12 protein-coding genes and 1 pseudogene are annotated in these 13276 nt (G+C 68.5%); 9 read left to right on the top strand and 4 right to left on the bottom strand.

Annotated elements, in window-relative coordinates; all coding sequences use genetic code 11:
- Nucleotides 1-40 precede the first annotated feature (40 nt).
- From AC1Q87_RS08055 to AC1Q87_RS08030, 6 genes and pseudogenes are all read left to right on the top strand, one after another.
- On the top strand, nt 41-1255 hold the full coding sequence (locus AC1Q87_RS08055) for a TetR/AcrR family transcriptional regulator (RefSeq protein WP_492608455.1): 1215 nt from the start codon (nt 41-43) through the stop codon (nt 1253-1255).
- 86 nt (nt 1256-1341) lie between these two features.
- Entirely contained in the window at nt 1342-4674 is a 3333-nt protein-coding gene (locus tag AC1Q87_RS08050; RefSeq protein WP_492608454.1) for a carboxyl transferase domain-containing protein, read from the top strand.
- A 135-nt stretch (nt 4675-4809) separates the two neighbouring features.
- Nucleotides 4810-4977, top strand: a pseudogene (locus tag AC1Q87_RS08045) (LuxR C-terminal-related transcriptional regulator); the annotation flags it as partial.
- A gap of 109 nt (nt 4978-5086) precedes the next feature.
- Nucleotides 5087-5356, top strand: coding sequence for a hypothetical protein (locus AC1Q87_RS08040; protein WP_293405266.1), 270 nt, complete (start codon nt 5087-5089; stop codon nt 5354-5356).
- Between the two features lie 189 nt (nt 5357-5545).
- Complete coding sequence (locus AC1Q87_RS08035) at nt 5546-5902, top strand: hypothetical protein (RefSeq protein ID WP_492608453.1); 357 nt, start codon at nt 5546-5548, stop codon at nt 5900-5902.
- Between the two features lie 31 nt (nt 5903-5933).
- Nucleotides 5934-6377 (top strand): hypothetical protein, encoded by a 444-nt coding sequence (locus tag AC1Q87_RS08030; RefSeq protein ID WP_492608452.1) that lies wholly within the window; start codon nt 5934-5936, stop codon nt 6375-6377.
- 4 nt (nt 6378-6381) lie between these two features.
- Here the strand turns inward: AC1Q87_RS08030 and AC1Q87_RS08025 are convergent, their stop codons facing one another.
- From AC1Q87_RS08025 to AC1Q87_RS08015, 3 genes are all read right to left on the bottom strand, one after another.
- Complete coding sequence (locus AC1Q87_RS08025) at nt 6382-7734, bottom strand: VWA domain-containing protein (protein ID WP_492608451.1); 1353 nt, start codon at nt 7732-7734, stop codon at nt 6382-6384.
- 4 nt (nt 7735-7738) lie between these two features.
- Nucleotides 7739-8701: an AAA family ATPase gene (locus AC1Q87_RS08020; protein ID WP_492608450.1), complete on the bottom strand. Its 963-nt coding sequence runs from the start codon at nt 8699-8701 to the stop codon at nt 7739-7741.
- Between the two features lie 148 nt (nt 8702-8849).
- The gene (locus AC1Q87_RS08015; protein ID WP_492608449.1) at nt 8850-9932 is read right to left on the bottom strand and encodes an Rv3169 family protein; all 1083 of its coding nucleotides are present in this window, start codon (nt 9930-9932) and stop codon (nt 8850-8852) included.
- A gap of 183 nt (nt 9933-10115) precedes the next feature.
- On the opposite strand from AC1Q87_RS08015, the gene AC1Q87_RS08010 reads away from it, so the two are divergent.
- The 3 genes from AC1Q87_RS08010 to AC1Q87_RS08000 are packed head-to-tail and all read left to right on the top strand — an operon-like array spanning nt 10116 to nt 12840.
- Nucleotides 10116-11396, top strand: coding sequence for a cytochrome P450 (locus AC1Q87_RS08010; protein ID WP_492608448.1), 1281 nt, complete (start codon nt 10116-10118; stop codon nt 11394-11396).
- An 8-nt stretch (nt 11397-11404) separates the two neighbouring features.
- Nucleotides 11405-12424 (top strand): phosphotransferase family protein, encoded by a 1020-nt coding sequence (locus AC1Q87_RS08005; RefSeq protein ID WP_492608447.1) that lies wholly within the window; start codon nt 11405-11407, stop codon nt 12422-12424.
- The gene (locus tag AC1Q87_RS08000) at nt 12421-12840 is read left to right on the top strand and encodes a hypothetical protein (RefSeq protein ID WP_492608446.1); all 420 of its coding nucleotides are present in this window, start codon (nt 12421-12423) and stop codon (nt 12838-12840) included. The genes AC1Q87_RS08005 and AC1Q87_RS08000 overlap by 4 nt, the downstream gene beginning before the upstream one ends.
- On the opposite strand, the gene AC1Q87_RS07995 is transcribed toward AC1Q87_RS08000, so the two are convergent.
- Nucleotides 12829-13263, bottom strand: coding sequence for a DUF1810 domain-containing protein (locus AC1Q87_RS07995; protein WP_492608445.1), 435 nt, complete (start codon nt 13261-13263; stop codon nt 12829-12831). The two genes, AC1Q87_RS08000 and AC1Q87_RS07995, sit on opposite strands and share 12 nt — an antisense overlap.
- Between the last annotated feature and the right edge of the window lie 13 nt (nt 13264-13276).

The following is a 13276-nucleotide window of genomic DNA, read 5'->3' as shown; positions in this document are numbered from 1 at the left end:
GGGGCTGATCTGTCGTCGTCTAGATAACAAGAACGCATCGATGACGACGACGACGGTCCGTGTACCGACCAAGCGCTTTGAGCAGCGCAAGAGTGCTATTGTGGGATCGGCCGTGGAGGTGCTCAACCGCCGCGGCGTACGGGGCATGACCCTGGCCGACGTGGCGGCGCGGCTCGACCTCGTGCCGACCGGGGTGATCTATTACTTCAAGAACAAGGAAGATCTGGCCGCGGCCTGCTTCCTGCGGGGCATCGACCGCTACAACGGCCTCATCGCTCAGGCCGAGGGAGGCGAGGATGTTCGCGCGCGGGTGAAGCTGTTCCTCGACGCCTACTTCGACTATCGCGCCCAGATGTTGGCGGGCCAGGCCGAACCGCTGACCGTCTTCAACGACGTGAGGGCGTTGAACAGCGCGCCGGTCAACACCGCCTATGTCGACATGTTCCGGCGTATCCGCACGTTGCTCTCCGGGCCCGAGACTCGCGCGGTGTCGCGACCGGCGCTGGGCGCGCGCGCGCTGCTACTGATCTCGGAAGTGTTCTGGGCGCCGGTCTGGCTGCATCGCAACGACGCCGAGGACTTCGGCCGGGTGTCCAAGCGGGTCTGGGCGATCACGGTCGACGGGCTCGCCGCGGCGGGCGCGGCCTGGAACCCCGTGGCGCTGCCGACCCTGATCCCGAAGGGCGCCGAAGCGTCCAGCGAGCTCTTCCTGCGGGCCGCGACCCAGCTGATCAACGAAGAGGGTTATGTGGGCGCCTCGGTCGAGAAGATCAGCGCCCGGCTCAACGTCACAAAGGGCGCCTTCTACCACCACCACGAGACCAAGGACGAACTGGTGGTCGCCTGCTTCGAGCGCACCTTCGACGTCATGCGGCGGGCCATTCGTCAGGCCGAGGAGGTGTCGACCACCGGGCTGCAGACCCTGGCGACCATCGCCACGGCCCTTGTCGAATATCAGCTCAACGGCAATGCCCCCCTGCTGCGCGCCTCGGCCCTCACCTCGGCGCCGGAAGCCATCCAGCCGCAGCTGGTCGCGCGGTTCGATCGCCTGTCCGACCGCTTCGCCTCGCTGATCTCGGACGGGATCGCCGACGGGTCGGTGCGGCCGGTGGACGTCAATGTCGGCGCCCAGATGCTGACCGCGATGATCAACGCCGCCGCCGAGCTGCACCACTGGACGCCAGGGGTCACGCCGCAGGCCGCCGCCGCGCTCTATGTGCGGCCGTTCTTCGAAGGACTGGCGCCCAAGGCGTAGACGGCCCCTGCGGCGCCCGGGCAAAGTGGCCGAAAAGCCCGAGAGCCTTCCAGCCATGGCGGGCCGTCACGCGAGGGGAACGCCAGGTGAAGAAGCTGCTGATCGCCAACCGCGGCGAGATCGCTATCCGTATCGCCCGCACCGCCGCGGACATGGGGATCGAGACGCTGGCGGTCTATTCCAGCGACGATGCGGCCTCGCTGCACACGCGTGTGACGGGCGCGGCGCATGCGCTGAACGGCGCTGGACCGGCGGCCTATCTCGACGGCGCGCAGATCCTGGCCTTGGCCCAGGCGCAGGGCTGCGACGCCGTTCATCCCGGCTATGGCTTCCTGTCCGAGAACGCGGCCTTCGCACGCGCCTGCGCCCAGGCCGGCGTGACGTTCGTCGGCCCCTCGCCAGAGACGCTGGAGCTGTTCGGCGACAAGGGCGCGGCCCGGGCGCTCGCCGAACGGTGCGACGTGCCGATCCTGGCCGGCACCCCCGGTGGAACGACACTGGCGCAGGCGCGGGTGTTCCTCGAGAGCTTGGGGCCGAACGGGACGGTGATGGTCAAGGCGGTGGCCGGCGGCGGCGGACGCGGCATGCGGCCGGTGCGCTCACCGGACGAACTGACCGAGGCCTTCGAGCGCTGCGCCTCCGAGGCGCAGGCGGCGTTCGGCGACGGCGCGCTCTATGTCGAGGAATTCCTGCCCCGCGCGCGGCACATCGAGGTGCAGATCGTCGGCGACGGCCAACTGGTGTCGCACCTCTGGGACCGGGAATGCAGCCTGCAGCGCCAGCGCCAGAAGGTTGTCGAGATCGCCCCGGCGACGAGCCTGCCGATGGAAACCCGCGAGCGGCTGTTCGAGGCCGCCGTCGCGCTGGGGCGGGCGGCGCACTACCGCAATCTCGGCACGGTGGAGTTCCTGGTCGATGGCGATCGCGCGGTGTTCATCGAGGCCAATCCTCGGCTGCAAGTCGAGCATACGGTGACCGAGGAGGTCACGGGGCTCGATCTCGTCCGTCTACAGATCGAACTGGCGCGGGGCTGCTCGCTGGCAGAGCTCCATCTGGTTCAGGCAACCGTCCCCCGCCCTCGCGGCGTCGCCCTGCAGACCCGCGTCAACCTGGAAACCATGGCCGCTGACGGGACCGCCAAGCCTTCTGGCGGGGTGCTGTCGGCGTACGAGCCGCCCTCCGGGCCGGGCGTGCGGGTCGACGGCTTCGGCTACGCCGGATACCGCACCGGGAGCCGGTTCGACTCGCTGCTCGCCAAGCTGATCGTCCACGCGCCGGACCTGGCCTCGGCGGCGACCAAGGCGCGGCGGGCGCTCTCGGAGTTCAAGATCGTCGGGGCGGCGACCAACATCGAATTCCTGCAGGGCCTGCTGGCGCATCCGGCGGTGACGGGCGGCGAGGTCCATACCCGGCTGATCGAGGAGCGCATGGACGAACTGGCGCAGACGCCGCCCGCCCCGCGCCACTACTTCGAGACTGCTGCGGCCGCCTCGCCAAAGCGTGCTGGGGCGCAGGTCGACGCCTCCGATCCGCTGGCGGTTCTGCACCACGGCAAGGCGCAAGCCGAGACGCAGGACGAGCCCGAGGAGATGGAAGGCCCGGAAGGCACGCGGCCGGTGCGCGCGCCGCTGCAGGGCACCGTGATCGGCCTGATGATCCAGTCGGGCGACGAGGTGCGCGAGGGCCAGCCGCTCTTCGTCATGGAAGCCATGAAGATGGAGCACGTGGTCGCCGCCGACGTCTCGGGCGTGGTGCGACTGGTGGCGGTGGGCGAGGGGGACACGGTCTTCGAGGACCATGCCCTGGCCTACATCGAACCGGCCGAAGTCGCCGGCGGCGCGGACGCCCAAGAGGAGGCGATCGACCTCGATCACATCCGCCCGGACCTGGCCGAGGTGCTGGAGCGCCACCGCCTGACGCTCGACGAGGCGCGACCGGACGCCGTCGCGCGCCGCCGCAAGACCGGCCAGCGCACGACCCGCGAAAACATCGACGACCTCTGCGATCCGGGGAGCTTCACCGAGTATGGCGCGCTCACCGTCGCCGCCCGGCGACGCCGCAACACGGTCGACGAGCTCATCGCCCAAACGCCGACCGACGGCATGGTGATGGGGCTGGGCGCGGTCAACGGCGACCGCTTCGCCGAGGACAAGGCCCGCGTGGCGGTGATGGCCTACGACTACACCGTCCTGGCCGGCACCCAAGGTTCGCACAATCACGACAAGCTCGATCGGATGAGCGAGATCGCCGCGCGCTGGCGCCTGCCGACGGTGTTCTTCACCGAGGGCGGCGGCGGTCGGCCGGGCGACACCGAGGGCGGCGGCTTCGTGCGCGGCTTCGAGTTCTGGGGGCGGCTGTCGGGCGCCGTGCCGCTGGTCGGCGTCGCCTCAGGGCGGTGCTTCGCGGGCAACGCGGTCATCCTCGGCTGCTGCGACGTGATCATCGCCACCAAGGACGCGGCGCTCGGCATGGGCGGGCCGGCCATGGTCGAGGGCGGCGGGCTCGGTGTCTTTCGCCCCGAGGAGATCGGGCCGGTCAAGGTCATGCAGGCCAACGGCACCATCGACGTGCTGGCCGACGACGAAGCCCACGCGGTGAGGCTCGCCAAACAGTACCTGTCCTACTTCCAGGGGCCGGTCGCCGACTGGACCGCCGCCGATCAGCGGCTGTTGCGGCGGGCGATCCCGGAGAACCGGCTGCGGGTCTACGACATTCGCAAGGTTATCGAGTTGATCGCCGACGAGGGTTCGGTGCTGGAGCTGCGCCCCAAGTTCGGCCTGGCGATGGTCACCGCCTTTATCCGCATCGAGGGGCGGCCGGTCGGGGTGTTCGCCAATAATCCGCAGCACATCGGCGGGGCCATCGATTCCGACGCCTCGGACAAGGCCGCGCGCTTCATGCAGCTGTGCGAGGCCTTCGACATCCCGCTGCTGTCGCTGTCCGACACCCCCGGCAACATGGTCGGACCGGAGGCCGAGAAGACGGGCCTCATCCGGCATTGCTCGCGGCTGTTCGTGATCGGGGCCAACCTGACCGTGCCGCTGTTCTCGGTGATCCTGCGCAAGAGCTACGGCCTGGGGGCCATCGCCATGACCGGCGGCAGCTATCAGGCGTCGATGTTCAGCGTGTCCTGGCCGACCGGCGAGTTCGGCGGCATGGGCCTCGAAGGCTCGGTGAAGCTCGGCTACCGCAACGAGCTGGCGGCCATCGAGGATCCGACCGCTCGCAAGGCGAAGTTCGACGAGATGGTCGCCGCCGCCTATGCCCGCGGCAAGGCGCTGTCCCAGGCCATGGGCCCCGCGCTCGACGACGTGATCGACCCGGCCGACACCCGGCGCTGGGTGCTGTCGGGCCTGAAGTCCCTGCCGCCGCTGCCGGTGCGCACGGAGAAGAAGCTGCGCTGGATCGACAGCTGGTGATCCGTCCGAGCACGGGGGTGTGACCGCCCGCGCCTTGCTTCGCCACCCGCGTTAAGCAAGTTTACGCCCGCTAAGGCCTCGCGGCGCGCGGCCGCCTCGCAGGCGGCTCGCCCGGCGAGGGTCGGGGGACGCGTAATGGATAGGCTGGCCACGCTCACGCCACGCGAGCGGCAGTGCCTCATGGGGGTGGCGCGCCATCTCCAGTCGAAGGAGATCGCCCGCGAACTCGGGCTCGAGGCGCGGACGGTCGACAAGCACATCGAACGGGCGATGAAGAAGCTGGGCGCCGCCAACCGGCGCGACGCCGCCCGCATGCTCGCCGGCGATGTACGTGATGACTACGTAGGGGCGCCGCTCCCCCTGGCCGGCAGCGTCGACGAGATGCTGACCTCCTTCTCGAAAGGAGGCGCACATGCCCCATACGGCGAAACAACTGCCACAGACCACCTGGGGCGACCTGGAGGCGATCTTCGACAGCCTGGCCAGCACGGGTCAGCAGAAGGAGACGGTGCATCACCTGCTGCAGGTGACGCGGGAGATGAGCCCCTATCTGACGAGGCTCGATCTGCTGCGCGAGATTATCTGCGTCGCGCTCGTCTTGTTGCCCGCGGAGGCTCAGCCCCCCCAGTCGTGGCGGTGGCTGGCCCAGGGGCCGCCAGGACCCCCTGGCGACGACTCCTGAGCGCAATGTTGTTCACCCTTGTCGCTGGGGCCCTGCTGATCGGCGGTCTGGCCATCGCCATCCAGCTCGGCCACCTCATGCAGACGCTCGACGTCTGGCTTGCCCGCGGCTGACCCGGCCCCTCGCCGACGCCGCTCCTCATCGCTGCAACATCACGTCCCGCGCCACGGCGCGGAGGAAGGACACCTCATGCAACGTCGTGAACTGGCTCAGGCCATCGCCACCTCGCTCTTTGAGACCGAGGCGGCCCTGGACGCCGCGCTGGAAAGGGCCGCTTTGCTGATCGCTCAGACCAGCGCCCTGCGCCGCGAGCACAACTATTCCGCGGTTCTTGGTCACGAGGCGGTCGCCGCCTTGACCCGCACCATTGACGCCCTGGGCGAGGCGCGCGGCCACGCGATGTCGGCCCACGCCGCCTTCGAAAAGGCCTCGCCGCAGCTGGGCGTGCGGCCCACGACCCTGCACGGCACCGGCGTCGAGAAGCCGCCGACCGGCGTGTCGGAGGCCGAGGCGCCGATACTGCGCGCCGTCGCCAGCGCGGCTTGACGCGATGCTCGCACCGCTTTCCCTTCCGGGGATGAGCTGGTTTGAGCTGATCAACGCGCCCATTCAGCTGACCGGCGCCGTCGCCACGGCGGCGGTCACGCTGCTGGCGCTCTGGAAAGGCGGCGTTCCTGAACGGATCGCCGCCTGCGTCAGTCTCGCGGCCTTCTTCCTCAGCCCGCTCGCCCAGCAACTGGGCGGCCTGCCGCAGCCGCTCTGGGGCGTGGCGGCGGTGGACGCCTCGGTGTTGGCGGTGGTGACCTTGCTGATCTGGTTCTACGACCGCCAGTGGCTGATCGGGGCCTGGGCGGCCGAGGCGCTGACTCTGATGTGCCATGCCGCCAAGCTGGCCGACGTCACCCTGCTGGCGCGCGGCTACGTCGCCAGCCTCTACATTCTCTATTTCGGCTTCCTGGCCTCGCTGGCCTGGGGCGCGTTCGAGGCCAGCGCTCGCCGCGCGAGAGCGGCGAGCGCCTGAGCGGTTAGTGCGGGACGTAGGTCCGCAGCACGTCCTCGATGATCCGCTCCAGCTGGCCCAGCGTGTTGCAGGTCTTGGCCACGTGGCAGAAGCGTTCGTAGCGGTACATGACGCTGTCGCCCTGGCTCCAGTAGCTCTCCGGCTCAGGGTTGAGCCAGATGACCGAACGGGCGCGATTGTGGATCGTGGCCATCAGATCGAGCCGCGGATCGGCATAATTCGACCGTCCGTCGCCCAGGAAGATGACGGTGGTGTGCCGGTCGACGCTGTCGAGGTGGTTCTCGCAGAAGTCCTCCAGCGACTTGCCGTAGTCGGTCTGCTGGAACCCGATCTTGCGCAGCACCTGGAAGATCGCCCCGTCGACGTGCTCGTCTTCGAGGATGTCGTTGACGCTGATCAGCCGGCCCGAGAACGCGTAGGCCTCCATCCGGTCGACCACCTCGTTCAGCGAGTAGAGGAAGGTCAGCAGGAACTGGGCGGCCGCGGCCACCGACTTCGACACGTCGCAGATGCAGATGATCGACGGCTTGTCGATCTTCTCGGTCTTCCAGATGATCTCGAACGGCATGCCGCCATAGGGCATCGACTTCCGCAGCGTGCGGCGGATGTCCATGTGGCCCTTGCGGGCGCGGTTGCGGCGGCGCGAATAACGGTCGGCCAGGCGCTTGGCCATCTTCTTGACCAGCGCCTGCATCATCGCCTGGTCGATCGGATCGATGCCGCCGTCGGCGTTCAGCGCCTTGCGGGCCAGCATCTCCTCGCGGAGCATCTTGCCCGAGCCCGAGGCGTAGAGCTCGTGCTGGCGCTCGACGTAGCGTTGGGCCTCCTGGGCCAGTCGGCGCTTGCCGGCCTCCAGCCGATCAGCCGCATCGCCGCCGCCTTCCAGCTTTCGGGCGTTGGCGATGATCGACTCGATCTCGGCTAGGCCCATCTCCTCCAGCAGCCGCCGGGCGAGGCGCGAGCGTTGGGTGGTGAGCCGGATCTGCGAGACCTGGGCCCGCTGGGCGGCCTCCTCCATCGCCTGGGCCAGGCCCGAGGCGTCGCCCTCCAGCAGCATGCGGGCGAGCTCCGATTCCTCGGACCCTTCCGGCAGCCCCTCCATCGGATCGCCGTCGCCTTGCGGCGGCGGCTCGAAGGCCATCTCGTCGCGGCGGAAGAAGGTCTCGAACGTCTCGTCGAACCGGATCACCTCGTCGGAGGACTTGGCCAGGGTCGCGCACAGCGCGTCCTTGAACAGCTCGCGATCGGCGAATCCGACCTTCTCCACCGTGCGGTGGGCGTCGATGGCCTCGGCAGGCGAGACCTTTACATCCGCGGCCCGCAGGGCCCGGAAGAAGTCCTCCAGAGCGCCCTGCATGGGCTTAGGCCGCCGGACGGCGCAGCAGCTCGGAGATTTGCGGCTCCACCGCGGCGATGTCCGGTTCGAACTTCAGCAGCACGTTCAGCGTGTCGCGGACGATCTCGGGATTGAGACTGTCGGCGTTCAGCAGGATCAGCGCCCGCGCCCAGTCGACGGTCTCGGAGATCGACGGCGACTTGCGCAGGTCGAGCGTGCGCAGCGACTGCACGAAGCCCACCAGGCTGGTGGTCAGGGTCTGCTCGATGCCGGGGACGCGGCTGGCGACGATCTTGCGCTCGAGGTCGGCGTCCGGCAGCGGAATGTGCAGGTGCAGGCAGCGGCGCTTCAGCGCGTCGCCCAGGTCGCGGATGTTGTTCGAGGTCAGGAACACCAGCGGCGGGGTCTTGGCCTCGATCACCCCGAGCTCGGGGATGGAGACCTGGTAGGCCGACAGCACTTCCAGCAGGAAGGCTTCGAACGCCTCGTCCGACTTGTCGATTTCGTCGATCAGCAGAACGCAGCCGTCGTCTTCCTTCAGCGCCTTCATCAGCGGGCGCGGTTCCAGGAAAGGCTCGGAGAAGAACAGGTCGCCGATGCCGTGCAGGCGCTCCATGGCGGCGTCCATGTCCTCGGCGTCGGAGAGCGCGGCGCCCATCCGGTCCTTGAGGATCTGGGTGTAGAGCAGCTGCTTGCCGTACTTCCACTCGTAGAGCGCCTTGGACTCGTCCAGGCCCTCGTAGCACTGCATGCGGATCAGCGGCTGGCCGAGCAGCTTGGCGGTCGACAGCGCCAGTTCGGTCTTGCCCACGCCGGCCGAGCCTTCGACCAGGATCGGCTTTTGCAGGTGAATGGCCATGTAGAGGGCGGTCGCGATGCGGCGCGAGGCGATGTAGCCGACGCTGGCCAGACCTTCGATCAGGGCGTCCACGGACGACAGGACGTCCGGCTGCGCGGCCTTAATCGCCGCGGGAGAGGTAGCGGTCAAAGTCTCAAACTTTCAAAAGTCGCGCGAAATGGCGCCTGGCTATCTTCAATGAACATGAGTGTGCAGGGGCGGGGCCCCGCACGCAAGCGCTGGTTCAAACAGGTGTTGGAGGGCGCGGCCGCTGGCCGCGCCCTCTGCAAGCGGAGACCTACAGCCCGTACGGGCGGTAGGGCCCGGCGATCAGTTGTTCGAACACGCCCATGCCCTGGACCGGAGCTTCGCCCGGCAGGGTGAGGGTGACGTGGCTGAGCGCCTGGATGTGCCAGTTCTCCGGGCTGGCCATATCGGTGGCGCCCAGGTCGATGTCCTCGCGCTCGACGACGAGGTCGCCCTTGTAGCCCCCGTGGCGCCAGTTCGGCGCGCCATAGCCGATGCCGCGCATCAGGAAGGTCAGGAACGGCTTGAAGCGGATGGAGGCCGAGCCCTGGGCCAGCGGCACGTTCAACGTTCCGGTGCTGGCGTGGCGGGTGCCGGCGATCAGCGACACCTCGTCCATGGTCGGCGCTTCGGTTTCGTAGAACCCGTCATGGCCGGCGCCGTCCGGGGCGATCACGGCGCGGGTGTTCCACGGGCGCCCTTCCGGGTCGGCGTTGACGTGGAAGAAGATGCTGCGGTCGGCGAAGTTGAGCGGGGTCCACTGCCAGAAGAAGCCGCCCAGCGTCATCGGCACCGGCGGCTGCGGATCGGGGGCGCCGATCGGCCGGATGCCCCAGGAGCGGTCGCGGGTGCCGACCGTGCCGGCCGCAAGCTCTTTGCGCACGCCGTCCACCTCGATCCAGCCCGTGCAGCGCACGTTCTGGGTCAGGCGGGTGTAGTCCATGAAGGCGCGCGGCCCGATCCGGCGCATGAAGCGCGGCTCTTCGATCGGGAAGGAGCGGCCCTCGAAGACGATCTCCGCCGCGAAGCCGTTCGACGGCGCCACGGTGACCTTCAGCTTCTGCAGCGGCTCGAGAATCTCGATCGAGATCGGCCCGCAGGCCAGGTCCATCCGCTCCATGTTGATGACCCTGGAGGCGTGCAGGCAGTGCTCGACCCCGTCGCGGATGACCGAGAAGTGGGCGTCGGCGACGTTCAGCTGCGGATAGACGCCGAAGGCGACGGCGAAGAACTCGGTCCCGTCGGGCTGATAGCCGTTGAAAAAGTAGCGATCGTAGAAATTCCGGTCGGTCCCGGCGTAGGCGATCGGCTCGGGCGTCTGGTGGATCGGAAAATCGTCGGCCTTGGTCAGCATGGGTGGCGTCCTCCCAGACGTATCTTGCACTGCGGCGATCATGACTTTGTCGATTGACGGTATTGCGACGTCGCCGTCTGCGGCATTATCAAGTGAACAAAGATAACAAGACAAGGGAGGACGCTTTTTGCTGACGCCACGTAAGGTTACGGGGCGTAAGGTAGCAACGAGCGCTCAGGAGAGATGAGCACAAGCAACGCGCGCATACCCGACGAATACGCGGCCAACCTGGTCGACCCGACCGCCTATGCGGACGGCCGTATTCACGAGACCTATGCCTGGCTCCGCGCCAACAACCCGTTCGGGCTGGCCGAGATCGACGGCTTCGACCCGTTCTGGGTGGCGACCAAGCACGCCGACATCCTGGAAATCAGCCGCCAGAACGCGCTGTTCCACAACGGCGACAAGGCGACGGTGATCACCAACAAGGCCGCCGACACCGCGGTGCGCGCGATGATGGGCGGCAGCCCGCATCTGGTCCGCAGCCTAGTGCAGATGGACGCGCCCGATCATCCGAAGTACCGCGCCCTGACCCAGTCCTGGTTCATGCCGACCAACATCAAGGGGCTGGAGGACCGCATCCGCGGCATCGCCCGCAAGGCGGTCGACAAGATGGCGGCGACCGGCGGCGAGTGCGACTTCGTCCGCGATGTCGCGCTCGGCTATCCGCTGCATGTGATCATGGAGATCCTGGGCGTCCCGGAGGAGGACGAGCCCCGGATGCTGACCCTGACCCAGGAGCTGTTCGGCGCCACCGATCCGGAGCTGGCCCGCGACGGCGGCAAGCAGCGCGACTTCGAGTCCCTGATGCGCGACGGGGTGATCGCCGACTTCTACACCTACTTCAACAAGGTCTCGGCCGACCGCCGGGCCAACCCGCGCGACGACGTCGCCTCGGTGATCGCCAATTCGACCATCGACGGACAGCCGATCTCGGAACTGGAGGCGATCAGCTACTACATGATCGTCGCCACCGCCGGGCACGACACCACCTCGTCGTCGACCGCCGGCGCGCTCTGGGGCCTGGCCGCCAATCCGGGCGAGTTCGCTAAGGTGAAGGCCGATCCCACGCTGATCCCGAGCCTGGTGGACGAGAGCATCCGCTGGATCACGCCGGTGAAGACATTCATGCGCACGGCCACCGAGCCGACCGAGTTCGCCGGCCGCCAGCTCGCCAAGGACGACTGGATGATGCTCTGCTACGCCTCGGGCAACCGCGACGAGGACGTGTTCGACGACGCCGCGGCGTTCAAGGTCGACCGCAAGCCGAACAAGCACCTGGCCTTCGGCTATGGCGCCCACCTGTGCCTGGGCCAGCACCTGGCGAAGATGGAGATGCGGATCCTCTGGGAGGAAATGCTGCCGCGCATCAAGTCCGTCGAGCTGAACGGCGAGCCGAAGCAAAGCCTGGCGACCTTCGTCAACGGGCCCAAGACCCTGCCGATCCGCTTCCAGATGCACTGAGTTCGAGTATGGCGTTGGAACCCCGTCTGGCCGCCTACATCGCCGCCCGCATGCCCGGCGCGCGCGATGTGGAGGTGAAGGACCTGTCGCGTATCTCGGGCGGCGCTTCGCGCGAGACCTATCGTTTCAAGCTGCTGTGGAACGAGGACGGCGCGGCGCGCGAGCGCAAGCTGATCCTTCGCCGCGATCCGCCGGCCTCGCTGATCGAGACCGAGCGCCGCATCGAGTTCGAGGCCTATCGGGCCTTCCACGGCAGCGCCGTGCCGGTGCCGGAGATGCTGTGGCTGGAGGAAGAGGACGCCGCCCTCGACCACCCGTTCTTCATCGCTGAGGAGATCGCCGGCTTCCAGGCCGGCCCGGCGGCGCTGTTCGGGCCGCCCTATGCCGCGACCCTCGGCCAGCTTGGCCAGCGCAAGTGGACGATCCTCGGCGAGATCGCCAAGGCCGATCCAGTCGCGCTGGGCCTGACCCAGGTGATGGCGCCTGTGGCGCTCGACGCCTGCTGGGATCGGGAACTCAGCTATTGGGAGGGCCTGCTCGACCGCGACGAGCCCGAGCCGCTGCCGATCACTCGTGCGGCGATCCGCTGGCTGCGCGCCAACCCGCCGCCGCCGGCCCAGAAGCTGTCGGTGGTGCACGGCGACTATCGGACGGGCAACTTCCTCTACGACGAGGCGGGCGGCATCCACGGCGTCCTCGATTGGGAAATGTGCCACCTGGGCGATCCGCTGGAGGACCTGGGCTGGAGCTTCAATCCGGTCTGGTCATTCGGCCAGGGCAGGGCCGGCGGCCTGCTGCCGCGCGAGGAAGCGGTCGCCATCTGGGAACGCGCCAGCGGGCTCAAGGCCGACCCTGCCGCGCTGCATTGGTGGGAGTTGTTCAACTGCGTGAAGGGCCAGGCGATCTGGATCTCCTCCGCCCGCGTCTGGATCGACGGCGGCAACCGCGAGCCGATCATGGTCTATCCGCCCTGGCTGCTGCAGAACGCCCAGGACCGCGCCACCCTGCAAGTGATGGGACGCCTATGAACCCGCCCGTTCCCGCCGTGCTGGCCGAGCTGGCCGGCCTCAGCGTTCGCAATGCGATGCCGGACGTCCATCCCGCCGACCGCGCCAGCGCGCTGGGCCTGTCGGCCGCGCTGCTCGGCGTCGCCGCCGAGGTCTGGGACGGCATGGCGGCTCGCCTGGTGGCCGAGAATCGCGCCATCCGGCCGCTGCTGGCGCGGGCAGGCGAGGTCGGCCTCGACTTCGCGGACCTCGCGGCTGGATCGGACGAGGACTTGCGGCTGTCGGCGCTGAAGGCCGGTAACGACGCCCTGCGCGCGGCGCTGATCGAGCTGCAGGCCGCGGCCGAGGCGAAGGGCGCCTCGAACCTTGAAGCCGCGATCTGGGCCGAACTCCTGGCCTCCACCGAGCGCCGCAAGCTGGCGTCGTCACCGGTCTGAGTTGCGCTCCAGGATCTGCAGGGTGAGCTCGTCGCGCTCGCCGCCGAAGAACCGCGCGAGCGCGGTCCGAAAGGGCGTCTCGTCCGGGGCCACGGCGTTGAACAGCGTCATGCACGACCGGAATTTCAGGTCGTCGGGCGGGCCGAACACCTCGCGCGCCGACCCCGGCGCCTCGTTGGCCAGTTCGGTGAGGTCGCGCAGCCGCGAGCCGAGCACGGGGTGGGCGAGATAGGCCGCCGCCTCAGCCGCCGAACCGATCGCGTAGCGCTGGGCCATGGCGCTCGATCCCAGGCCGGCGATCTGCGGAAACACGAACCACATCCAGTGCGAGGCCTTGCGCCCGCACGCCAGTTCGGCGCGGGCCGTGGTGATTGCGTTGGCTTGCGCGTCGAGGAAACGGGCGAGGTCGAAGGCGTCGGACATCGAAGTTTCCCTT

It is taken from the genome of Phenylobacterium sp. GW823-FHT02A09, from assembly GCF_058797775.1.
This window is presented reverse-complemented; position numbering and strand designations above follow the sequence as displayed.